The sequence below is a fragment of the Fibrisoma limi BUZ 3 genome, from assembly GCF_000296815.2.
In the GTDB taxonomy this organism is placed as follows: Bacteria; Bacteroidota; Bacteroidia; order Cytophagales; family Spirosomataceae; genus Fibrisoma; species Fibrisoma limi.
The window spans coordinates 613,650-636,830 of sequence record NZ_CAIT01000005.1; the positions used below are offsets into that span (position 1 = coordinate 613,650).

Below are 23,181 nucleotides of genomic sequence, written 5' to 3' on the forward strand. Positions count from 1 at the left end.
TTGCGTTTACTCGACTTGATTAATTCAACTGGTATTGATGATGCGTGTTCAAGGTGTTGTATAACCACCCTATGCCTTCACTTTCAGCTTCGACTTTCCGTTTTGTCGCTTCGGCCCGTAGCATCAGCATAGGGGTTCGGGACAGGCAGGCGAACGACCTCAATTCTTTCATAATCAGCAAATTGTCGGCGCCCATATCCATTAGGATCAAGATCGGCAACAAACCGCTGGTTAGCTCGTTCAGCAATTCGCCATCGAACAGGCAGAACCGGATTTCAGCATTGGGATAGAGTCGCCTTAATGGCTCACCGACCTCAGCTTTCAGTGCCTGTACATAATCGGAAATTACAAGTATAGTATCCATTTCAATAGGGCTAGGGATCACTGTTTTCAGTTTCATTCGTAATCAACCTGAAAGCCGTTACGGAGTAACAAACCGAAAATTGATTGTAAGGGAATGGTCCAATGCGGAATGTCGAAGCCACCGCAAGTCAACGAATGTCAACCAAGACCATGAACAGTGTCTTTGCCCTGCTGAAAAAAAGCTAATGAATACGTTGATATAAACGCAGACGAATCAAGAGTCCGTCGCCATTGTTTCGTCCGCGCCGGTCTGGTCACGGTCGGTACCAGTCAGGTTGGAAGACGTCTGAGCATTGGCTTCCTCCGGGCTCTGATCTACGTTGGTCCCGGCCGGTTCAGCGTCCGAATGCAACAGGCCACCCTCCAGCGCTGTTAAGGCCATATTTCCGACATCTGATTCAGGTTCAGTATCGGGTTTATTCTCCGGTTCTGTTGGGGTTGAGGAGGTTGAGTTCATGATAATGCGTTAAGTGTCGACCGATTGGCGGAGAATGACGGATTGATTCGTCGGAGAATGTAGATAGTCGAGTAGCGGAGGTAATCCGGAAAGCCCAGTGGCAGGCTTTCCGGATGAGGCAAATCAGGCAAACGTATTGCCAAATACTTGTTTGGCTACGTTTTCGAGGTTCGACCACGTATCGCTGGCGGTGCTTTTTGCATCGCTTACCAGATCGCCGGTGCCGTTAAGCGCATCATTCAGTTTCGCTTTCAGCCGGCCGGTGTCGAGCAGATTACTGTTGCCGTACCGTGCGAACAGAACAACCCCCGCGATGGCAACCGCGGCAATACCAATGCCTAAGGCCAGGTTGTTGGCCCGGCGGTCGGCTTCGGGGTCTTTTGGCTCGTTCTTATGCCGCATAATCCCGGTCAGCATTTCGGCTGGGGCCAGGTACGACGATAGCTCGTACGCTTTGTTTTTAATACCTCCCGGTACCACTTTCAGTTCGCCCTTCATCAAAGCCTTGTAGCCGTCTTTAGCGACCATGACCGGATCCTGAACCTCGTCAGTAACGCGGGTATTCTGCGCACCGGCCTTGTTGAAAAAGTCGGTGTCGGTTGCATTAGGCAGCAGAGCCGTAACGGTTACGTTGGTACCCTTCAGCTCATTGGCCAGCGACAGCGTAAAATTATAGACGTAGGCTTTTGTGGCGGCATACACAGCCTGCAGCGGCATGGCCGTCAGCGAAACCAGCGACGCCAGATTCAGGATTTTCCCTTCGTTCCGTTCCACCATGTCCTTAACGAACAGCTTGGTCAGGTGGGTTAGGGTAATGGCGTTGAGGTGAATGAGTGATTTTTCGGCTTCCCAATCGGTTTCGGTCGCGAATTTGCCGTAGGTACTGATGCCCGCGTCGTTGACCAGCACATTGACCGTAATCCCCTTGCCTGTCACTTCGTCGTACACTTCCCGCGCGACATCTTCTTTTGAAAGGTCTTTGCCGATTACGGTAATCTGCTGCGTACCGTAGTTGCTTTTGAATACGTCGGCCAGTCGATCCAGAGTGTCTTCGCTCCGGGCAACCAGCACCAGATTATAGCCATCTTCGGCAAAAAGTTTGGCCAGCTCCTGGCCAATACCGCTCGAAGCCCCCGTGATCAGGGCCGTTTTTCCCTTGTGTGCATTCATAACTGTTGAGTAATTGATGAATCAGTTAAATAACTACGTCATACAGGAGATGTTTAACCGCCTGGACGTTCGGGAACATTCCGGAGCAATCCTGAAGATAAATTTGTTAAGTAAAAAAACGGTATGAAAAGCATGAGAGCCCTTGTTGTTATTGGATGCTGGCTATTGATTGCCAGTTGTTCACCTTATCGAATTGTTCGCAATCAGGCCGATGCCAGCGCGTCGTGGTCGTCGTATCAGACGTTTGCTTTTGTCGATACAAACCGAATCGAAGCTACCCCGCGCGATACGTACCAGGCGGCTATGGAGCAGATCAAGCAAGCCGTTACCGCTGAGTTGAAACGCCGGGGCTACCAGCAGACGAGTGATAACCCCGACCTGTTGGTAAATCTGGGGGCGGTGGTGAAGGAAAAAACCCAGACCCGCCAGACGACGATTTATGAAGCGCCTATTTACGTCGGGCAGCGCCGGTACTCATGGCGGAGTCAGGAAGTGCCCGTTGGTACGTACCAGGAGGGCACTGTGAACCTGCACGTTGTGGATGCACAGAAAAACGCGCTCATCTGGGACGCGGCCGTATCGAGTGTGCTGAATCGAAAGAGCGTAACTCCGCAGCAGATCGGTGAGGCTGTCAGTAAGGTGTTCCAAAAGTTTCCGGGTAAGCAGGTCTAAAAAAAACGGCCGGTGCTCTGAAAGCATCGGCCGTTCTGTAATCTGGAACTAATACTTATGCCAGCGCCTGTTCAACGTCTGCCTTGGCGTTGTGGTAGGCTCCGTTCACCGAGTCGCCTACAGAAGCCGCTACGTTTTTGATCGACCCTAACGCTTTTTTAGCCTTATACCGGTAGCGTAGACGATCGTATGGGCTGGCGTTGCGATACATGGATGCAATGACGATTCCCGCTACGACTACACTGGCAATACCGATGCCCAGTGCCAGCGCCGATGTTTTTTCGTCTTCCTGCTTCTGGGGGGAATCTTTGTCCTCCATCAGTTTCCGAACGTTGGATGTTACGACCTGGTCGGGCAATACGTAGCCACCGGCCACCTGTACTTTGTTCATCAGCCCGTGTACAACCTTGTCCTTACCGGCCATCAGGGCTTCGTAGCCTGTTTTGGCTACGTCGGCCGGATTGGTTGAGCGGGCCTGCTCCTGGGCTTTGGTATTCATGGCTCCCGCTTTGTTGAAGAAGTCGGTATCGGTAGCGCCCGGCATCAGCACCGTCACCGTCACGTTCGTATCTTTCAGCTCATTGCGCAGAGCTTCTGAAAACGAGTAGATGAATGACTTGGTGGCCCCATACACAGCCATGAGCGGATTAGGAAGCACCGAGGCAATAGAGCCCAGCATCAGAATTTTGCCCTCATTACGTTCTACCATCTCTTTGGTAAACAGCTTGGTAAGCTGCACGACCGAGGCAATGTTTAACTGGATGATACCTAGTTCTTTCTGCAAATCCGTTTCGGTAGCAAACTTGCCGTGTTCACCGATGCCCGCGTTGTTGACCAGCACGTTTACGGTCAATCCCTGACGCTTCACCTCATCGTAGACCTGCTGTGGTGATTCGGACTTAGACAGGTCGCTTTCCACAACGGTGATGTTGCTGGTACCGTATTGCTGCCGAAACTGCTCGGCAACTTCCTGGAGTTTGTCTTCCTGGCGGGCTACCAGAATCAAATTGTATCCGTCCTTGGCAAAAAGAGTGGCCAATTCTTTACCAATACCGCTGGTAGCGCCGGTAATCAGGGCCGTTTTTCCAACTTCTGTCGTCATACCTAGTGAGTAATTGGGTTATCTCATACTCAACCGGTGAGCGACCGAGTTGTTTTGGCCACTTAGTTAATAGTTGTCTGGTTGATCAATTGGTTTATTTAACGACAACCCTCATATCGATTTTGCGCAGCGCTGGTTTCGTCAGCGAAGCACTATCGCTACGAACCCGGCCCGTCCCCCGCCCGATGGCGTCGATCCGGATGTAATTGACCCCCGACGATACCAACTGCTGCTTGATTTGATTGACCCGTTTGAACGATAAGGCTTTGTTTGTGACATCACCCCGGGCATCGTTGGCATAGCCGATGAGCTGTATCTGCATGTTTGGGTACGTCTTCAGCAGCGTAGCGAGTTCTGTCACGGCCGTTTCAGAACCGGGGGTCATCGTCAGAGAACCCGGCTGGAACGATACGCCCGACAGCGGGAATACGCGCCCTTTGGGGAGGGCTGCATTACCAAGATAGGGTGTCAATTGCTGGCTCAAGGTCCCGGAGCTGGGGCCGGCCGGAGTGGTCGGCGCTACGGCCGATGCTGCCCTCGGCGGGGTGGTTGTGCGGGCGGCTGAGTCAACCGGTACGGCCAGCGACCGGGCCACCGTATCGGCCTGCACCGTATCACTTGTCACCACGGTCTCGTCGGACAGTTCGTTACCGTTTGAGTAATTCTGGGTATTCTGATAAATATAATACCCACCGGCAATAATTACGGCTGCAATCAGGCCACCCACAGCCCATTTGACGAGTGAACCGTTATCTTCCGATTCACCGACAGGTTCGTAGGTGATGGCCGGGCGAGTGGCTGTCGATGTGGTGCGGGTGGCCGAAACCGGTGCCGCCACCGACGACGCTGGACGGGTTACTGGTTCTATAACCGTTCGTCGGGCGGGTGCGGCAATGCCAGCCACTACCTGCTGAATGCCTACTTTATCCACCAGACGGGGCATCAGATCCTCCGGAACGATGTTCACGAAGGCTTCGCGCTGCTCAAACAAGGATGCGGCCAGCGAATCGGCGTCCAGCTTGCGTTCGCGTACCTGCCTGCCCAATACGTGCAGAACGACTGTCGTGGTCAGACCGAGCAGCGAAATGGCCGATGAGTTTCGGATTCCGGCATAGGTCGAAATCATGCTGCCGATGGAGCTTTTCATGGCCGGCAACAAGTGACTGATCACGTCGTTCCCCTGGGTAATCAGCGAATTGGTACGGGATGGGTCATTGAGCACCTGAACCAGATTATCGGTCAGTGAACCGTCGTAATGCCCTTTTTGTATATGATTATATAATTGATTAACACCAATTTCGGTTGTAGTCCGTTTCATCAGGCCACCGATGATGGTGTACACCAGGGCGTCTACCGCTTTACGAGTCTTTTCGGCCGGTTCGTCGACATATAAGGCTAGTCGCGACAGAACGTCCGAATTCAATACGTCGTTAAATGTGGGAAATAAATTCATAGATGCTATTCTCAGTCAGGCTAACAGGGTCTCTATACGTACAACACGTTCCTAGTCAACGGCTCAGATACCCCTGAGCGATAAAGTTAGGTAAGGTTTATTACAAGTCCCATAGCAGGATACCGTAAAATTATCGTTTTCATCGTTTAGGCAGTCGTTCGACGGCCTCCCGGTATTCAGCTTCGACGTCGCGCAGCCGGCTCTGGCAGAACGTGATCAACTCGGTGGCCAGCCGGATACGGGCGGGCAGTTCATCGAGTGGAACGTCTTCATTTTCAATGTCATCGATCAAGGCCGATAGCTGATCGTAGGCTTCCTGATAAGTCATGTAGGTCAAATTGGTCACTGCATCAGTTGGCTGGGTGTCTGCTGATCATCAACCGGCTGGCTGATAATCACGTCAAGCCGTCCATCGCTCAACTGTAGCTGGGCTTTATCGCCGGGCTGCAGATCGCCCGCTTTCGTGATGATCCGGCCGTTGCGCAGCAGCAGGGCGTACCCGCGTTTCAATACATTGGACGGATCGAGATGCCGAATGGTCACGGCCTTTTCAGTGAGTTCGTTGTGCCGATCGCGGAAATACGTATGCAGCACAAACTTCAACCGCTCCGTATCGCTGTCCAGGCGTTCCTGGGCGTTCTGAAGGGCTTCCCGAACAGCACCCGTCAGCCGGTTGCCCAGGTGAAGGCAGCCTTCTTCGAAACGCCGGTTGTGCTCAATCAGAAACGCAGCCGCTTTGGTGGGCGTTTTCACACTCTGATGACACAACAGGTCGGTAATGCTGACGTTCCGCTCATGCCCAATACCGGCCAGGATGGGGATACCAAAGCCGGCTACGGTCTGCCCTAACTGATACGTATCGAAGGAGCCGAAATCCAGCTGCGAGCCTCCCCCGCGTACCATAACGACGGCGTCGTAGGCAATGCCGCTGTCCTGAATACGTCGTAATTGATCACAAATGGCTTTTTCGGCCCCCTGTCCCTGCACTTGCGTCAGGTATTCATCCACCTGAAAGTTATAGCCAAACGGATTGGTTTGTAGTTCGTGCCGGAAATCGCGCCAGCCGTCCGAGTTTGGCGCCGTAATCAGAGCCAGCCGTTGCAGGACGGTCGGCCGGGGCAGCAACTGATTTGCGGTAATGTACTGCCCGGCTTCCTGCCAGATCAGATCCGGGTGGTCGCGCAACAGGGCATCCAGCACCGCCTGACGCTCCCGCTCCAGATTCCCCAGCGTGTAGGACGGGTCGATTTTCAGAATTTCCAGCCGCAGGCCATACACTGGATTGAAACCGACCGATACCAGCAGCAACAGCTTGATGTTGCGGGCAAAGGCCACTCCCGTAGCGGATTCAAACTCACGAATCGTGTGGTAGTTTCGGCGCCAGATGCAGGCTTCCAGCTTTGCCAGCGTTTCCTGCTGACCAGCCGAACTCGTTTCCCGTTCGACCAGCGTAAGAAAACAGTAGTTCCGGTCGGGGTAGTTTTTGATGTCGCTCGTTTCGGCCAGCACCCATACGGCTTTTCCGCCGAAGTGCTGATCCACTACGGCTTCGAGTGTAAACGCTAAATCGGACAGACGGATGGGGGACATAGGAGAAAAGGGAGGAGAGGAGGAAGGGTTGGAGAGGAGAAAGGAATACCCGGTATTTTGTTTCCCTTCTCCTTTCCTCTTCTCCTCCCTTTCCTCCTTTTTTTACAATCCTTCGAACTGGCGGAGGAAACGAACGTCGTTTTCGGTGTACAGACGGAGGTCGTTGACGACGTACTTAAGTTGCGTAATGCGTTCAACGCCCATCCCGAAGGCAAAGCCCGTGTATTCTTCCGGATCGATGCCGCAGTTAGCCAGCACCTGCGGATCAACCATGCCGGAACCGGCGATCTCGACCCAACCTGAGTGCTTGCAGATGTTACAGCCCGAGCCCCCGCAGATCTGGCAGGAGATGTCAATCTCGGCGCTGGGTTCTGTGAACGGGAAATACGACGGCCGGAACCGGATGCGCGTATCCTTGTTGAACATCTCTTTCACGAAGTGATAGAGCGTATCCTTCAGGTCTTTGAAACCCACATTCCGGTCGATGTACAGACCTTCGACCTGGTGGAACAGGCAGTGCGCCCGGGCCGAAATGGTTTCGTTACGGTATACCCGACCCGGCATGATCGAGCGGATGGGCCGGAAAGTTTCTCCCTTGCTGTGCCGTTCCATCAGCCGGATCTGTACGTTCGACGTATGCGTTCGTAGCAGCACATCGTCGGCCGACTCCTGCTCCGTGCCCGATTTCTTCTCGATGAAGAAGGTATCCTGCATATCGCGGGCGGGGTGGTTGTCGGGGAAGTTAAGCGCCCCGAAGTTGTACCAGTCCGTTTCAATTTCAGGGCCGTCGGCTACGTTGAATCCAATCCGTTCAAAAATCTGGATAATCCGCTGCCGGACGAGGGTCAGCGGGTGTTGCGTACCGGTCAGGTTCGGAACGATCGGCAGGGTCAGATCAACGGGTGGAGTGCTGTCGGCCGCCGACAGCTGTTCGTCAATGGTTTTGGTAAAAGCCTCAAAGCGCTCAAGGGCAAAGTTTTTCAGACCGTTCAGTTCCTGGCCAACCGCCCGCCGGTCTTCCTGGGGCACATGCTTAAGCCCTTCAAATAATTCGGTTATAACGCCTTTGCGTCCGACGAACCGGAGCCTGAACTGCTCTAGCTGGTCTTTTGACGCTACGTTGAATTGTTCTATTTCCTGATAAATTTCTTTGACTTTGTCCAGCATACCGCGCCCGGTTTAATCGCAATTGCTGCAAAGATAACATATCTGGGCGGATCGTTGCCTTTAGGGAACGCCTGAAACCAGGTGCGGTCATTCCTACCCACAACCGCGTAAAAAAATCACCACATTATTTTCACACCCCAGGTTGACCGGTATTAATTAAGCGGCTAAAGAGAGGTGAAAGAAAGGAACTTACGGTCATGTGACGTATAATATTGTACTTTTTGAATAGTAAGGTCTGATTGTTGCAGAGTAAGATGGTGTAGTGCATGACTGAATTAGCGGCATAAGTAGTCATGTGTAAAGCTTAAGTAATTGATTGTCAAACTTAAACTGTCGTCCAACAGACCTCACTCAATTCAGCTATGAAAACATTCGCAAACGATTCAATTTTCGACCCTATGTCCATGCCGTTCCACAAAAGTGTGGAAAAAACTACCGATTCCTCTTGTCTCCAGAAACTGCTGATCCCTTTCTATGACCGTAAACGTACCATTTCGGTGGATGAAATCGTACGGCTGGAAGGTTCAGGTAATTACACCAATTTCTTTCTTAAAGACGGTACTAAAATGCTGGTTTCTCGTACGTTGAAAGAGTACGAAACCTTACTTGATGGACAGGCGTTTGTTCGGGTTCATAAATCGTGCATCGTTAATCTTGGCTTTGTTCGTAAGTTCTACGTTAAAAAAGAAGGTGAGCTTGAACTGACTGATGGGCAGCAGGTAAAAATTTCCCGCCGGCGCGCCCAGATGTTCATGGACCGGATTCGGGAGTTCCAGCCGGTTGCCGTGAGTTAATTGAGAATTGAGGGTTTATTCCCGTAAAATGACTCAGTAGGTAGCCGCTATATCTCACTGCGTAGTTTTACGTAATCAGTTGGGTACTAACACCCGAAGATTTACCAATCAGTACACACTAAAAGCCTGATCAGCAAGTAGTTGGCCCCGAAGCGCGCCACTTGCTGATCAGGCTTCTTTTTTGAGCAAACGGCAGGGTGGGTAGTTTTGTCACATCAATCGAACAACAAAATACCGAACCAAAACTTTTTCAGCATGGAAGCCAACCTTTCTTCTACTATCCAGCCGCTTGCTATAGTGCCTCATTTTCCGGCCTCTTACCAGCGTGGTTCGCATCGCATTGCCTTGCCGTATTTGAATCGTACTATATTCATTGGTGTCGATGACGTGCTGTGTTTACAGGGAGAAGGTAATTACACCTTCCTGTTCACCCGCGACCGGAAGCGGTATCTGGTGTCGAAAACATTGAAGGAGTTTGAAAAAACGCTCGATCCGGGAATGTTCCTGCGAATCCACAAGTCGTACATCGTAAACCTGGCGTATGTACAACGGGGCGTTTTTACGAAAGATCGTCAGGTACGTCTGGCCGATGGCCGGGAGGTTGCCATCTCACGGCGCCGGATGAAGGAGATTTCGCAGCAGTTGAGCCGCTACTGGCAGACACTGTTTAACTAATACAAAGCCGGTCGCTGTCTGGCCGACTTCAGAACGATTATTTTAGTGGGTTAATTGAACGGACAACCGTTGCTGCAACTCCCGGCGGGATGGACAGCAACGGTTTGTTTTTAATTAAAGGAGAAGAGGAGGAAGGGAGGAGAGGAGGAAGGGGTTAAAACTTACGCGAAGTATTCCCTTTCATCCTCTCCTCCCTTCCTCCTTTTTAAAACAACCTATATGCCAGGGTGATCTGCCACGATTTGAACTTCTGGCCAAACTTGGCACCGCTGTCTTCAATCTGGGCGATGTCGGAAAGGTTGCCTTCATAGCGGACGTCGAGACCAAATGAGCCGATGTCCAGACCGCCCCCAACCTGATACCCGTAGTAGGCATTGGCCCAGGCGTCGTTCAGCGTACCATTAGTGTACTGGCGAACGGCTTCACCCAGTCGCTGGTTGTCATCAATCCGGAAGGAAATGATAGGACCGGCAACCACCCGCAACGGGCCACCCTTAATACCCAGCAGAACGGGCACATCAAAGCTGGTTGTTTTGACCGTTACGCGCTCGGAATAAGTCTGTCCGTTGTTATCCGTGCGTATGATATCGAATGAACCGGCCTTCGTCGAATACAGCAGTTCAGGCTGAAGGAACAGGTTGCGGCCAAAGCGCGTATAAATCCCGAACGACGTACCAGTTTTGCTGTCCAGGCTTTCGCGCAGGTTATCCCGGAAAGTCTGGCCATCGACACTCACGTTGGGCGACCCATTGGCGTTGGTACCCGTATTGACAAAACTACCGAAGCTGAGTTTGGATAAATTTACTCCGCCTTTGATTCCAATCTGAAATGAACTCTCCTGCGCGAACGAAACGGCAGGAAGAGCGGCCAGGGCGACGAAAAATAGGACTTTTTTCATTGGTTGGTTGTATATAGTTTACTGAGAACTCGGTTTGTGCAGAGGTTGTTGTAATAACCCGATGTTGTTAACGCCACGTCGGTCATGTCGGTATACCCCGTCAACTTATTTTGATGGAACGGCGTTGTTGTCATCAGTACAAGATGCCGCGCCCTGGCGTTGGTTGCGATTGGATGAGGATCCAGTACGAAGGTTTAACGGCTTGGTAAATTCCGTTACATTTCGTATCTTATACCGTATTGTTTACTCTGAATGGCCAAGCTAAAAACCACCTATTTTTGTCAGAATTGCGGCCACCAGTCGGCCAAATGGCTGGGACGCTGCCCCTCCTGCGGGGAGTGGAATACGTTCGTTGAAGAACTGGTTCAGAAGGATGAACCGGAAAAAGGCGGCTGGCGAAGTCCGTCGTCTGGCCCGGGCGGGCTTAAAACAGCACCCAAGCCCAAAGCCCTTCACGCGATCAATTACGAAGAACAGCCCCGCCTTCATACGACCGATGCCGAACTGAATCGGGTACTCGGTGGCGGTATTGTAGCCGGTTCGCTGGTACTGATCGGCGGTGAACCTGGCATCGGAAAATCGACTCTGTTATTGCAGATTGCGCTGAGTCTCGCCGGGATGCGGGTGCTCTATATATCGGGCGAGGAAAGCGAACAGCAGATCAAGATGCGGGCCGAACGGCTGGATGCGCCGACCTCCGATTGTCACATCATGACCGAAACCTCGACGCAGAGCATTTTTCGCGTAGTCGAGCATTTTGAGCCGGAAGTGCTGATTATCGATTCCATCCAGACCATGCAGTCGTCGCTGGTGGAGTCGGGGGCGGGGAGCGTGTCGCAGGTTCGGGAATGTACGGCCGAATTCATGAAATACGCCAAGGAAAGCGGTACGCCGGTGTTCATGATCGGGCATATCACCAAAGAAGGCTCGCTGGCCGGCCCGAAAGTGCTGGAACACATGGTCGATACGGTACTGACGTTTGAAGGCGACCGCCATACAACCTACCGAATCCTGCGGACTACCAAGAACCGCTTCGGTAGTACGTCCGAACTGGGTATTTACGAAATGCTGGGTTCGGGGCTGCGGCAGGTGACGAACCCGTCGGAAATCCTGATTTCGCAGCGGGATGAAGCCCTGAGTGGCGTGTCCATTGGCTCGATGCTGGAAGGTAATCGGCCGCTGATGATCGAACTTCAGTCGTTGGTTAGTGTGGCTACGTACGGAACCCCCCAGCGGAGCAGTACGGGCTTCGATGCCAAGCGGCTTCAGATGCTGCTGGCCGTTCTGGAAAAGCGGGGCGGTTTTCGGCTCGGGCAGCAGGACGTATTCCTGAACGTAGCCGGTGGCCTGAAAGTCGAAGATCCCGCTATCGATCTGGCCGTTTGTGCGGCTATCGTGTCTAGCTACGAAGATATCGCCATTCCGCCATCGGTGGCGTTCGCGGGCGAAGTCGGGCTGGGGGGCGAAGTGCGGGCTGTCAGCCGCATCGATTCGCGTATTGCCGAAGCCGAAAAATTAGGATTTAAACAGATTTACGTATCGCGCTACAACCTGAAGGGGCTCGAAGCGGGTAACTTTAAGATTCATATCAAACCCGTCTCGAAGCTGGACGAAGTCTTTCAGGGCGTATTGTTGTAATCAATGTAAGCTACGTATGTGCGTTGTTTCCCTGCTGCCGTTGCCCAATGGGTTTGTATTAACTACCAACCGGGATGAACACATCAGCCGCCCCCGGGCCGTTCCCGCTCAGCCGTATATAGTCGGTGAGCGAACCGTAACGTATCCCAAAGATCCGCTTGGGGGCGGAACCTGGGTGGCGGCTTCGGCCGACGTTACTGTTTGTCTGCTCAACGGGGCATTTGAAAAGCACGTTCATCAGCCACCGTATCGACAGAGCCGGGGACTGGTCGTGCTGGATTTTTTTGATTTTGGCAATCCGCTTCAGTTTGCGAATGGCTATAACTTTGACCAGATAGAGCCCTTTACGCTGGTTGTTGTGCAGCGCCGACCGGATAACTTGCTTGTACATGAACTGCGCTGGAACGGCCAGCAAATCTACCTGCGCGACATGCCGGGCGATTTGCCGCATATCTGGTCGTCGGTGACGCTGTATGATGCCAACACGGCCGCCCGGCGTAAAACCTGGTTTGCCGATTTTCTCCGGCAACAACCGCACGTCACCCCGGAGGATGTATTCTATTTCCATCAGACGGCCGGTATCGGCGATCCGGAGCAGGACTACGTAGTAAGGCTGCCCAACGGCGTCCAAACGGTCAGCATTACGCAGGTTGTGCAAACAGGATCGATGCCGACCATGCGCTATCTACCGCTCGTGGCAGACGAGATTCCGCTCAGGACCAGGTCGAATACGAATCAGGCAACGGGCTGATGCTGATCATGTTTGTCCCGATAAAAGCTGTGCAACTTTGTCCTGATCAAAACGGACAACACGTATGCGTATCGCCTTTTTTAACACAAAACCCTACGAACGGCATTGGTTTGAGCAGTACCAGGGGCATCACCAGATCAGTTTTTTTGAGGAGCCACTCACGTCCTTTCACGCGGAACTGGCCAGTGGGCATCAGGCGGTTTGCGCTTTTGTCAACGATAACCTGTCGAAGCTGACGTTGAAGGCGCTCAAAGAGGCCGGGGTCAGCCTTGTGGCCATGCGGTGCGCCGGATTGGATAATGTGGATCTGGAAGCTGCTGACCACTTGGGAATGACGGTTATCAACGTACCGGATTACTCACCTTTTGCCGTAGCTGAGCATGGAGTGGCCCTGCTGCTGGGGCTCATGCGCCATCTGACCGAAGCAAACAAACGCGTTGAGGCTGGTAACTTTAGCATCAACGGGCTGGTCGGGACGGAACTGCACGGAAAAACGGTTGGTGTGGTCGGTACGGGGCATATTGGGCGTGCTTTCTGCCAGATTATGACTGGATTCGGCTGCCGGGTCATCGCCTACGACATTAAACCGACTGCTCAGCTAATGCGGATGGGTGTACAGTACGTTTCGCTGGACGATCTGCTGATGCAGGCCGACGTACTGGCGTTGCATTGCCCGCTGACGGCGGCAACAAAAGGAATGATCGATGCCGAAGCGATTGCCAGAATGAAGCCGACGGCGATGCTGATCAATACAAGCCGGGGCAAAGTCGTGGATACAAACGCTGTACTGGCTGCGCTCAATCAGGATCAGTTAGCCGGGTACGGAGCCGATGTGTACGAACAGGAGGCCAACTGGTTTGGCCGGGATTGGGCACAGGAAGGGGTTGGCGATGAACTGCTGAACCGGCTACGCAGCCACCCCCGTGTTCTGTTAACGGCCCATCAGGGGTTTCTGACCGAAGAGGCCCTGTGCCAGATTGCCCGTAGTCTGCTGAATAAACTGAGTTTCTATGAAGGCAGGCAACTGGAGGGAATCACCCACGCATCGATGTGCTGAAGAATTGACAACATAGTACAGACCAAAAAGCCGACGTTCACGTCGGCTTTTTGGTAGTCAGTGTACAAGCAGTAATAGGTCAAGGCGTTTCAGCGGTAAGCGACGGATGGAGTGAGGTGCGCGGCTTCCGCCCCTTTCTGGTTTTGTTGGCACAGTGTCCACTGACGCGTAGTATCGGTGTCGTGCCAGCCGTAGCCCGTCCAGCGGCTTACCCGCAGGGGTAAACCAAAACACGCGCTGAAATTTTCTTCCAGCTCAGCAACTTCCAGGGTGCCATCGATCAGAAAACAGCAGTACGTGGTTGAGTGCCCCAGCTCATCGAGGGTTTGCTGATCGTTTACCTTTACATCGGTTTCCGGGCTCAACTCAAGCCGCAGATACGGAAACAAGTCATTAAAACGCTGCTGCAAATGCGACAGGCTCATGGATGGGTACACTTCCAGGGTCTTCATAGCCAACATACGGTTTTGTTTCTTCGGAAGCGTCGGTTTTGTCGGAAAGAACACGCATCAAGGTCTGGGTTTGATTCACTATGGCTAACAAAGCAGGCGGCAGAACGGTGTGCTGATCGGCAATCAGGAGGTAATCGTATTTTCGAATGATAAGGTGAAGCTGGAGCGCCAGATCGGGGTCAGCGAGCAACGTTTCTGTCTGTAAATTTCCCGGTTGGTCATTCAGCAGTTCAGCCGTCCATTGCCGGAGCCGTGATTCTGCCTGCTGTTTTGCCGTGCGAACTGCTTCTTTGGTGATCAATTGATTCGAGTCAAGCGTGTACGGATGCACGACCGTAAGCCGTAAGGGCTCTTCAGTTGCTAACCAGTATTCCTGCAGGGCCCGCGTCGGTTCGTCGGTGCAGGTAGTGATGTACAGAGCCGTTTTCATGGGATTGCCGGAATGAAAAGGATATGCCGACAGCCCCGGTTTTTCGGGGCTGTCGGGGTTACGGGATGGGTAGGGGTAATGTTCTGGCAAATAGAAGGTACTTACAGGTAAACCGATTAAGTCACGGCCAGTAGCGGAATGTCGGTCAGGCGCGCTACCCGCTGTGTTTCACCTTCGTTGAACAGCCGCGAAAACCAGCCATGTACCTGCGGGAGCATCATAATCAGATCAGCCTTACTGGTATGTGCAAAGCCGAGCAGTGCCTCGAACACTTCATCACCGGCCTGTATACTCAGCGTATGGGGTACGTCGCGCAGCAGGTGCCGGATGTTGCCGGCCCGTTCTCTGATCGCGGGGGCTTCGGGCTGATCATTGATGCACAGTACATTAACGACACCTCCCAGACGACCTACCAACCGAATGGCCGCATCGAAGGCAACGACATCGGGTGGCGTGTTCAGATCAACACCAAGGACGATATTCTTCACGGGGGCATAGGTTACACCCGGAGGAATCAGCAACAGGGGTACAGTGGTCACCGGAATCATGTCGGTAGCAATGCTGCCGAACAACTGAGCACTCTGAGGAGCTGTTCCGACGGTCGACATGATGAGCAGGTCGGCCTTCATGTTCCGGATGGTTTGTTGAATAGACGGTAAGGTATAGCCTTCTTTCAGCACAGACTGAATGGTCACCGGGCCGCCCGCGTAGGCGTGCAGGTCGGCACCCAGCCGCTTCATGGCTTTTTCGCTTTGCTCCCGCATCAACTGTATGCTCAGCGGAAAGTCGCCGGCCTTAAGCGGATTCTCGGGTGGATAATGATAGGCGTGCAGCAGCACAAGAGTGGCCTGCGAGTCGCGTGCCAGCCGAACGGCGTAGCGGGCGGCATTGTTGGCGTTGGCAGAAAAGTCGGTGGCCAGTACAATCCTTTTCATACGGCTAATGGGTTGGAGCCAGAAAAACCGGCGGCTGACTCGGGCCAACCACCGGCCAGTCGGGGTTATAAAAGATCGAGGAGTATCAGGGTGATGTGAATAAGCAGGCTGAATCCGAAGGCCGGAAAGATGTACTTAACCGGTTGAGCGGCCAGAACGGGAATCAGCACCATCAGAAAACTCAGGTTGCCGACCAGAAACTGCCAGTCGCCCCCGCCGTAGTAGGCCATAACCAGCAAGAGGGCCGGAGAGAGGACGCAACCCTGAATGGTCAGCAGTGTGGCGGCCCAGCCGATGCGGTTGAATTCGGCTTTTTCTGCGAACTTGTTGTATTGGGTAAGCCAGCCGGTTTGGGTAGTGCCAGTGTACGTTGCGGTCGAATGCGTGATCGTTGCCATGTTCTCGTTGTGTTATTTGGATACACAAAACAAGGCATGATGGCCCGCATCAGGCATGAGCTACGTTAGACCTTGGCCTGATTGTGGTCAGTCGATCGACAATACGTAAAGCCCCATCGGTTCATCGGCCGAACGTAATGATCCGCCAATTTTCAGGATGGTGAAGAAGTGATGCGCTTCGTGCAGCAGAAAAAATTCTGCCCAGCCCTCGACTGTCATGGCTCCGTATACCGGATGAATACCCGTTCGGGTCAGTTGTTCTTCGCGCAGAATACTCAGGAAGGCGTTCAGAACGGCTCGTTCCCCCCGCAGTCGTTCCACCAGTGAGAGCAACGAAAGCTGGGTCCATTCGCCAAACCCCGCATCTTCATCGGCTACGTACCGCTCGAAGGTGGGAGTGTCTTCCTGCTGAATCTGCTTGATACGTTCCGAGAAGACCTCCTGATACCGACCAAGATGAGCCAGATTTTCGAAAATTGACCATTTGTCGGGTTGCGGACGGTGGCGAATTTGATCTTCGGTCAGGCCAAACAGCAGGTGATCAAGGGCATCGGGCTGATCGGTCAGCCGGGAAAGTATCGTTGGTTTCATGGGGTAAATATAGAGTCGAAACGGAGGGAGGCCGAACCGCCTGCTCACTAAACGGAAGTTGGCTGTTCACTCACTTTCTGATAACTATTAAATCTGTAGGGAGTTAGGTGTCGTAATTACTATACACAAAACCAATCAATGTTATGAGCTATATTAAAGCAGGTACGGATCGTGCCGGACATCCCGTCAATCTCTACTATCAGGATTGGGGTCAGGGCGACCCGGTGGTGCTGATCCACGGCTGGCCGCTGAGCCACGAAATGTGGGACTACCAGATGAACGAGCTGCCTAAGCACAACCTGCGCTGCATTGCCTACGACCGGCGTGGTTTCGGCAAGTCGTCAAAACCCTGGGCTGGCTACGACTACGATACCCTGGCCGACGATCTGAAAGCCGTTCTGGATGAACTCGATCTCCAGAATGTTACGTTGGTTGGCTTTTCGATGGGTGGGGGCGAAGTGGCCCGGTACATGAGTCGGCATGGTGGCGCCCGGGTTGCGAAAGTAGCCTTCATCAGTGCCGTTACGCCGTATCTGCTCAAGACGAATGATAATCCGGATGGTGTGGACAAGGAGGTTTTTGATGAGATCATCACAAACCTGAACAAAGACCGCGCTGATTTCCTGCAAACGTTTGGCAAGCAGTTCTACGGCGTCAATCTGATCAGCCACCCCGTCAGCCAGGCGCATCTGGAAGGAGATTTTATGCGGGCGTATCTGGCTTCACCAAAGGCAACTATCGACTGCGCTCACGCCTTTGCCGAAACGGATTTTCGCGACGATCTCGCAACGATCAACATACCGGCGCTGATTATCCACGGCGATTCGGACAAAACCGTACCGATTGAAGCATCGGGCGAGCGGACGGCTCAGGCCCTGCCGACGGCGCATTACATCGTCTACGACGGTGCACCCCACGGCTTGTTCTTCACGGAGAAAGACCGATTGACGCGCGATCTGCTGGAGTTTATTCAGCAGCCGATAAGCGTTCGGACATCAAGCCCGACCTACTAATTGCCTGACTAGTTGATAAGCAAAACGCCCCGGCCATTCGACCGGGGCGTTTTGGTTTAGGAGCGACCAGCAAAATCTACTGACGCACAACTTTCACAATTTTCGTTTGCGTCGGGGTGCTCACCTGAAGCAGGTACATACCCGATGAACGACCCAGATGCAACTGATGATGCTCAACCGAGGCTGCCGCTTTCACGGTCGTTTCGCTCTGGGTTTGCCCTTGCAGATTCGTCACCCGCAGGGTTAACGACTGACCCGTTGCGCCCCGAACCTCGAACTCGACGGATTCGTTCGACGTCGGGTTGCCCAGTACGTTCACCGCCAGCGGAGCCGATTCAGGAGCTGCCATCCGGGCGTTCTGACTGTTGCAGGCTGTCAGCCAGTTGTAGGTGAAGCTGGCTTCGGTTGGCGTACCCTGTTGGGTGGCCTTCAGCACAATCGTCGGGTTGTCCGTGTACAGATCCAGTGAGTACGGACCCGGCTGCGTGGTGGGCAGGAACTCGTTGACTACCGAGAAGCTCACCGGCTGACCAGTCAGACCGCTGTACTGCGGAGTGAACGTAACCCGGCGCTGGGTGGCCGACAACGGTGTACAGCTTATCGTCGTTACCCCTGTGATGGCAAACTGACCACCGCCATTGCCCGGATTAACAACCGTCAGCATGAACTGGCTGCTTACTGACAAGCTGCCCGGATCGGTAGCGGTTACCGTTACCGTGTACGGACTACCCGCTGTTGTCGACGGGGTGCCGCTGAGGATACCATTGCTTAACACGAAATTGTCGGGCAGACCACTCAGCGTAAACGTCAGGTTGCCGGGTGTTTCAGCATCGGTAAAGAACGGTGCTACGTTCAGGCTGAAGGGCTGACCTACTGTAGCCGTCTGACTCGGAATACCCGACGTTGTCGGGGCCGTGTTGGTGCTGCCGCCCTGGTTATTGCAGGCCGTCAGCCAGTTATAGGTGAAGCTGGCTTCGGTTGGCGTACCCTGCTGGGTGGCCTTCAGCACAATCGTCGGGTTGTCGGTGTATAATTCCAGTGAGTACGGACCCGGCTGGGTGGTGGGCAGGAACTCGTTGACTACCGAGAAGCTTACCGGCTGACCATTCAGACCGCTGTACTGCGGAGTAAAGACCACCTGGCGACGATTAGCCGTAATGGTAAAGCAGTTAACCGTCGTTACCCCTGTGATAGCGAATGAACCACCACTGATGGGGTTAACTACGTTCAGGGTAAAGCTGGTTTCGACAAACAGATTGCCCGGGTCAGTAGCCCGAACCGACACGGTTGATACACCCGTAGTCGACGGCGTACCCGAAATGGTGCTGCCTGTCAGAGTCAGGCCATCCGGTAGTCCCGTAGCGGCAAAGGTCAGGCTGCCAGGCGTTTCGGCATCGGTAAAGAACGGTGCTACGTTCAGGCTGAACGGCTGACCTACCGTGATCGTCTGACTCGGAATTCCCGTTGTGGTCGGGGCCGTGTTGGTGCTGCCGCCCTGGTTGTTACAAGCCGCCAGCCAGTTGTAGGTAAAGCTGGCTTCGGTTGGCGTACCCTGCTGGGTGGCCTTCAGCACAATCGTCGGGTTGTCCGTGTACAGGTTCAGCGAGTACGGACCCGGCTGGGTGGTGGGCAAAAACTCATTGACCACCGAGAAGCTTACCGGCTGACCGTTCAGACCGCTGTACTGCGGAGAGAAGACAATCTGACGCTGATTTGGCGTAATCGTAAAGCAGTTAACGGTCGTTACACCCGTAATGGCGAACGGACCACTGGAAACAGGAGCCGGGGTGATCGTCAGGGTGAACTGCGTGCTTACTGACAGACTGCCCGGATCCGTAGCGGCTACCGTCACCGAGAAGGGACTGCCCACCGTCGTTGATGGCGTACCCGAGATAACCCCGTTGCTCAGGCTCAGCTCAGCCGGCAGACCACTGGCCGTAAATGTCAGGGCGTTGGGCGTTTCAGCATCGGTGAAGGCCGAAGCTACGTTCAGACTGAAGGGCTGACCCACCGTAGCGGTTTGGTCAGCAATGCCCGTCGTGGTCGGGGCCGTGTTGGCCGGTGGCGCTTCGGTTACCGTCACACTCACTGTACCGGTGATAGTCTGGCTGGTGGGCGTAGTCGCATCGGTCACCGTGACGGTGAAGGTCTGCACCCCGGCCGTCAGACCAGATACGCTGGCTGTGTTGCTCGTCGGGCTCTGGGTGATCGTACCCGGACCGGCAAACGCAAAGCTGTAGGGCGTGGTACCATTCGCGACAGTCGCTGATAACGTAGTTGTACCCGTCGTCAGGATCTGGTCAGGGCTGGCGCTCAGCGTCAGCGCTAACGGCGTAGCCGGCGATACGATATTGAACCGGGCCACCAGCGGATCGTGGTCGCTCAACTGATCCGTAAACTCGGAATTGATGTGTACAACGTCAAACCCATCCAGTTTACTAAACAGACCATTGCTTACCAGGATGTGGTCGATAGCCTGTGCATTCCCCTCGAAGTTGTACGTAAAGCGCTCGTTGACGGGCAACGTTTCAACCAGATTGTTCAGCACCTTCGTCTGTCCCTGCACGTCCCCTTCCAGAATTTGCATGGCGGGGAAGAACTGGAACTCGTTGAAGTCACCAACAACGGCAACGTTGGCGTTTGAGTTTACCGCCAGAAGATTATCAACAAACTGGTTGACGATGGCGGCCTGCGATTCGCGGGCCGACTGACCACCCTGGGTTGGCGGCTGAATCCGCTCGTACAAGGCATCGCTGCCACCCCGCGAGGTAAAGTGGTTACCAATGACGAACACCGTCTGCCCATTGAAAACGAATTCCCCGGCCAATGGCTTCCGGCTGCTGGTAAAAGCACTATTCGTTGGATCAATCAGACCAGGGCTGAACGAAAGCTGCGGTTGACCATTGACGTTGGTTACCGTTGTGCTGGCTGTAGACGTACCACCCGGCCGATCCACAAACGAAACACGATTCGGATTGAACAGGAAGCCAACCCGGATGTTGCCGCCTGGCTCACCACCATTGGTGTCATCCACGGGGTTAATCTGGCGAAACTGGTAGGTAGGACCGCCAGCCGATGCGATCGCATTGATCAGCGTCTGAAATGTTGTACTGGCATCAACGACTGCATCGTTCGTAGCTCCGTTGTTGTCCTGAATCTCTTCCAGACTAATGATGTCCGGTGATTGCAGGTTACTGACGATGGCCGAAGCCAGCGCATTGAAACGAGCCGCACCGTCATTAGGGTCCAGGTTTTCTACGTTAAACGTAGCAACTGTCAACTGATTGGCGCTACCGGTTAAGTTCGTGGCTTCTTTGGTAAGCGCGCTGGACGTAGCAATGCTCAGTGCCGACGTCGTCAGGATTTCGTATTCCCCGAATGCATAGTCAACCACACCGACAATGGTGTTCAGCCGAGTGCCCGAGTTGGCGTTGTCCAACGTATTGGTTGCGGCCAGTACGTCATCAATCTGAATGGACTCCGGGTTAAAATCGCTGTTGTCGCCGAACGCATTGTTGACGTCAGTAGCGTCGTTACCGCTCACCGTGATGCTGCCGCGGCTATTAACGCCGGTAGCACCAGCACCGTTGTCGGCCAGCACCCAGATCTCATTGTTTGTGTTCAGGAGGCCGGTCGTTACGGGGTTGTTGATCTGCACCCGCATACCTTCCAGGCTCTCGTAGAAATCGATGCCATCTTCAGCTGGATCAAACACTGACTGCTCCACATCGCCATTCTGGGGGAAATCGTTGGTGATAACCTTATTCGGAATGGTGCGGATGCCCGGGCCTGAGCTGGCGCTAATCACCGTTGGGGCCGGCAGCGGATTGCCGCTCGATAGTACCGTTACCGTTGGAGAAATGATCTGCGTCGTGCTGAGGTTTTCGGCGTCATTGCCGGGGCGGAATTCGTTCACGGTTCCGCTGACGGTAACTGATTCGCCCACTTGCCGACCAGGTGCCGACGAGGTGAAGACAAAGATACCTTCCGACGTATTGTCGTTGCCGTCCAAATTAGGGTCTTCCATGTAGAAGCCGTTGTTCCGAAGCACTGTTACGATACCCGGCACGCCAATCACTTGCTGGCCGTTTAGTGTCGATACGTGGCCGGCACCCTGAATGTCATGAATACGGATGACGTCATTGTCGGTGATCGTGGCCGTAGCCGACGAAGGAGCACCCAGATCGTAGGGTACGCCATCCACCAGCGTAAGAATCACGGTTTCGCTGGCATCCGATACGTTATCATCCACCGGCGTAATGGTGATGGCCACCGCCGACTGAGCCGCCGGGATCGTTACGGTACCGGTTAGCGTCGGGGTATAGTCCGTTCCATTGGTGGCCGTTCCGCCAACGGTGTACGTTACGTCCAGCGGATTTGTCACATCGCCGGTTCGGCTGACAGTAAACGTAATCTGATCCTGACCGGCTTCGGCACCTGTTGCGTCCGTGGCTGCAATTGAAACAACTGGCGAAGGAGGAGCGTCGTTATCAGTAATCGTTATGTTCTGAAAAGTGGTCGTCCCAAGTGTAATGCCCGACGACGGATTGCTGATCGTCAACGTGGCCGTTTCGGTACCTTCTACGGCGGCATCGTCCACAACGGTGAAGGTCACAGAGCCTGACAAAGCACCATCCGGAATGGTGATGGTCATATTGCTGAGCGTATAATCATCCGCCGTAATGCCAGTACCTGTTACGGCCAGCGAGACTGTCTGATCGCCTGAGACGGCTGAGGATACTGTAGCGGTTACGGTTACCGCAGTCGGATCGGCTTCTGAGGCTGCGTTCGTGCTGACCGAGAGGTTGACGGCAGGAAGGGCAGGGCCAGCCAGTGTAGCTGTGACCGTCAGGTCATCAATCGACAGGCCATGATCTGCTCCCGTGTGATCCGGATCGTACCAGCGAAGCATGACTTCCGAACCATTCGGAATGGATACCTGAATCGTTACGTCTTTGACCGTGCGATTCGCATCAAGATTACCATTGATAGCACCGGCAGAACCGCCCGTAATCGGACTGGTAAAATCCAGACCACTTACGGCTGTATAACCGGTTGGAAGGGCACTGCCTGGGGTAGTTGTGGTAATTGGGCTATCTGAAACCAGGTAAGAGAAGGCGACTGTTTGCGCGGCCGCAGCGCTGTTTCGCCATTGCTCACCCGTATATTGTACACGTAGCGAAGTAATCGTGGTTCCGGTTTCATTTTTTAGCCGATACCCGTACGTAAAATTACCAACAGCTGCATTTCCCGAACCAACCGACCCAAAGGCGCGGTCGGTTTCTGTGCCGGTACCATAGCTATATAAATTACCGGCATTGCTGCTTCCATCATTGGCAATGACGGTGTTTCCAGTTCCGGTTCGTTCCCCATAAATACCCAGCAACGTTGCGTTCTGGTTGAAGGTGGCCGAACCTGAGTTGTTAAGTGAATTGAAATTTTGAGTAGCCGTTAAACTGCCCGGCTGAAAGGAAACCTGCGCCCATGCCGCGCCTACGGGTGCCAGCAAAAGCATCATCAACCAGAGCCACAATCGAATGGTCTGTTGTAGTTGTTTGTTCATAAAGTTTTAGCT

The 23,181-nt window shown here is 53.7% G+C and carries 22 protein-coding genes; 7 read left to right on the forward strand and 15 right to left on the reverse strand.

Annotated elements, in window-relative coordinates; translation table 11 throughout:
- Positions 1 to 19: 19 nt before the first annotated feature.
- From BN8_RS07405 to BN8_RS07410, 3 genes are all read right to left on the reverse strand, one after another.
- Positions 20 to 364, reverse strand: coding sequence for a hypothetical protein (locus BN8_RS07405; protein WP_144051605.1), 345 nt, complete (start codon positions 362 to 364; stop codon positions 20 to 22).
- 213 nt (positions 365 to 577) lie between these two features.
- Positions 578 to 820, reverse strand: a complete 243-nt coding sequence (locus BN8_RS32815; protein ID WP_009281208.1) for a hypothetical protein — start codon at positions 818 to 820, stop codon at positions 578 to 580.
- Positions 821 to 943: 123 nt separating this feature from the next.
- Positions 944 to 1,990: an SDR family NAD(P)-dependent oxidoreductase gene (locus BN8_RS07410; protein ID WP_009281210.1), complete on the reverse strand. Its 1,047-nt coding sequence runs from the start codon at positions 1,988 to 1,990 to the stop codon at positions 944 to 946.
- A gap of 123 nt (positions 1,991 to 2,113) precedes the next feature.
- Between BN8_RS07410 and BN8_RS07415 the strand changes: the two genes are divergently transcribed.
- Complete coding sequence (locus BN8_RS07415) at positions 2,114 to 2,662, forward strand: DUF4136 domain-containing protein (RefSeq protein WP_009281212.1); 549 nt, start codon at positions 2,114 to 2,116, stop codon at positions 2,660 to 2,662.
- Between the two features lie 55 nt (positions 2,663 to 2,717).
- Here BN8_RS07415 and BN8_RS07420 read toward each other — a convergent pair whose 3' ends face one another.
- The 5 genes from BN8_RS07420 to pheS all read right to left on the reverse strand — a co-directional run bounded on the left by BN8_RS07420 (position 2,718) and on the right by pheS (position 7,974).
- A complete protein-coding gene (locus BN8_RS07420; protein ID WP_009281213.1) occupies positions 2,718 to 3,764 on the reverse strand; it encodes an SDR family NAD(P)-dependent oxidoreductase in 1,047 nt (348 codons plus the stop codon).
- A 94-nt stretch (positions 3,765 to 3,858) separates the two neighbouring features.
- Positions 3,859 to 5,217, reverse strand: coding sequence for an OmpA family protein (locus BN8_RS07425; protein WP_009281214.1), 1,359 nt, complete (start codon positions 5,215 to 5,217; stop codon positions 3,859 to 3,861).
- 139 nt (positions 5,218 to 5,356) lie between these two features.
- Positions 5,357 to 5,545: an exodeoxyribonuclease VII small subunit gene (xseB, locus tag BN8_RS07430; RefSeq protein ID WP_009281215.1), complete on the reverse strand. Its 189-nt coding sequence runs from the start codon at positions 5,543 to 5,545 to the stop codon at positions 5,357 to 5,359.
- Between the two features lie 14 nt (positions 5,546 to 5,559).
- Entirely contained in the window at positions 5,560 to 6,807 is a 1,248-nt protein-coding gene (locus BN8_RS07435) for an exodeoxyribonuclease VII large subunit (RefSeq protein WP_009281216.1), read from the reverse strand.
- A gap of 102 nt (positions 6,808 to 6,909) precedes the next feature.
- Entirely contained in the window at positions 6,910 to 7,974 is a 1,065-nt protein-coding gene (pheS, locus tag BN8_RS07440; RefSeq protein ID WP_009281217.1) for a phenylalanine--tRNA ligase subunit alpha, read from the reverse strand.
- A gap of 362 nt (positions 7,975 to 8,336) precedes the next feature.
- Here pheS and BN8_RS07445 point away from each other — a divergent pair, with 362 nt between their 5' ends.
- Positions 8,337 to 8,768, forward strand: coding sequence for a LytR/AlgR family response regulator transcription factor (locus BN8_RS07445; protein WP_009281218.1), 432 nt, complete (start codon positions 8,337 to 8,339; stop codon positions 8,766 to 8,768).
- A 255-nt stretch (positions 8,769 to 9,023) separates the two neighbouring features.
- Complete coding sequence (locus tag BN8_RS07450; protein WP_009281219.1) at positions 9,024 to 9,443, forward strand: LytR/AlgR family response regulator transcription factor; 420 nt, start codon at positions 9,024 to 9,026, stop codon at positions 9,441 to 9,443.
- 205 nt (positions 9,444 to 9,648) lie between these two features.
- Here BN8_RS07450 and BN8_RS07455 read toward each other — a convergent pair whose 3' ends face one another.
- Positions 9,649 to 10,341 carry a porin family protein gene (locus BN8_RS07455; protein ID WP_009281220.1) on the reverse strand — a complete coding sequence of 231 codons (693 nt, stop codon included), beginning with the start codon at positions 10,339 to 10,341 and terminating at the stop codon, positions 9,649 to 9,651.
- Positions 10,342 to 10,593: 252 nt separating this feature from the next.
- Here BN8_RS07455 and radA point away from each other — a divergent pair, with 252 nt between their 5' ends.
- From radA to BN8_RS07470, 3 genes are all read left to right on the forward strand, one after another.
- A complete protein-coding gene (radA, locus tag BN8_RS07460; RefSeq protein WP_009281221.1) occupies positions 10,594 to 11,979 on the forward strand; it encodes a DNA repair protein RadA in 1,386 nt (461 codons plus the stop codon).
- Positions 11,980 to 11,995: 16 nt separating this feature from the next.
- Positions 11,996 to 12,730 carry an NRDE family protein gene (locus BN8_RS07465; protein WP_009281222.1) on the forward strand — a complete coding sequence of 245 codons (735 nt, stop codon included), beginning with the start codon at positions 11,996 to 11,998 and terminating at the stop codon, positions 12,728 to 12,730.
- 64 nt (positions 12,731 to 12,794) lie between these two features.
- Positions 12,795 to 13,787: a 2-hydroxyacid dehydrogenase gene (locus tag BN8_RS07470; protein ID WP_009281223.1), complete on the forward strand. Its 993-nt coding sequence runs from the start codon at positions 12,795 to 12,797 to the stop codon at positions 13,785 to 13,787.
- 89 nt (positions 13,788 to 13,876) lie between these two features.
- Here the strand turns inward: BN8_RS07470 and BN8_RS07475 are convergent, their stop codons facing one another.
- The 5 genes from BN8_RS07475 to BN8_RS07495 all read right to left on the reverse strand — a co-directional run bounded on the left by BN8_RS07475 (position 13,877) and on the right by BN8_RS07495 (position 16,593).
- Positions 13,877 to 14,239 carry a hypothetical protein gene (locus BN8_RS07475; RefSeq protein WP_144051606.1) on the reverse strand — a complete coding sequence of 121 codons (363 nt, stop codon included), beginning with the start codon at positions 14,237 to 14,239 and terminating at the stop codon, positions 13,877 to 13,879.
- The gene (locus BN8_RS31565) at positions 14,181 to 14,669 is read right to left on the reverse strand and encodes a hypothetical protein (RefSeq protein WP_009281225.1); all 489 of its coding nucleotides are present in this window, start codon (positions 14,667 to 14,669) and stop codon (positions 14,181 to 14,183) included. Before BN8_RS31565 ends, BN8_RS07475 begins: the two co-directional genes overlap by 59 nt.
- Positions 14,670 to 14,785: 116 nt before the next feature.
- Positions 14,786 to 15,604, reverse strand: coding sequence for a universal stress protein (locus BN8_RS07485; RefSeq protein WP_009281226.1), 819 nt, complete (start codon positions 15,602 to 15,604; stop codon positions 14,786 to 14,788).
- A gap of 65 nt (positions 15,605 to 15,669) precedes the next feature.
- A complete protein-coding gene (locus BN8_RS07490) occupies positions 15,670 to 16,002 on the reverse strand; it encodes a hypothetical protein (protein WP_009281227.1) in 333 nt (110 codons plus the stop codon).
- An 87-nt stretch (positions 16,003 to 16,089) separates the two neighbouring features.
- Positions 16,090 to 16,593: a DinB family protein gene (locus BN8_RS07495; RefSeq protein ID WP_009281228.1), complete on the reverse strand. Its 504-nt coding sequence runs from the start codon at positions 16,591 to 16,593 to the stop codon at positions 16,090 to 16,092.
- Between the two features lie 143 nt (positions 16,594 to 16,736).
- Here BN8_RS07495 and BN8_RS07500 point away from each other — a divergent pair, with 143 nt between their 5' ends.
- Positions 16,737 to 17,606 carry an alpha/beta fold hydrolase gene (locus tag BN8_RS07500; protein ID WP_009281229.1) on the forward strand — a complete coding sequence of 290 codons (870 nt, stop codon included), beginning with the start codon at positions 16,737 to 16,739 and terminating at the stop codon, positions 17,604 to 17,606.
- Between the two features lie 76 nt (positions 17,607 to 17,682).
- Here BN8_RS07500 and BN8_RS31570 read toward each other — a convergent pair whose 3' ends face one another.
- Entirely contained in the window at positions 17,683 to 23,169 is a 5,487-nt protein-coding gene (locus BN8_RS31570) for a DUF8508 domain-containing protein (protein WP_009281230.1), read from the reverse strand.
- Positions 23,170 to 23,181 lie beyond the last annotated feature (12 nt).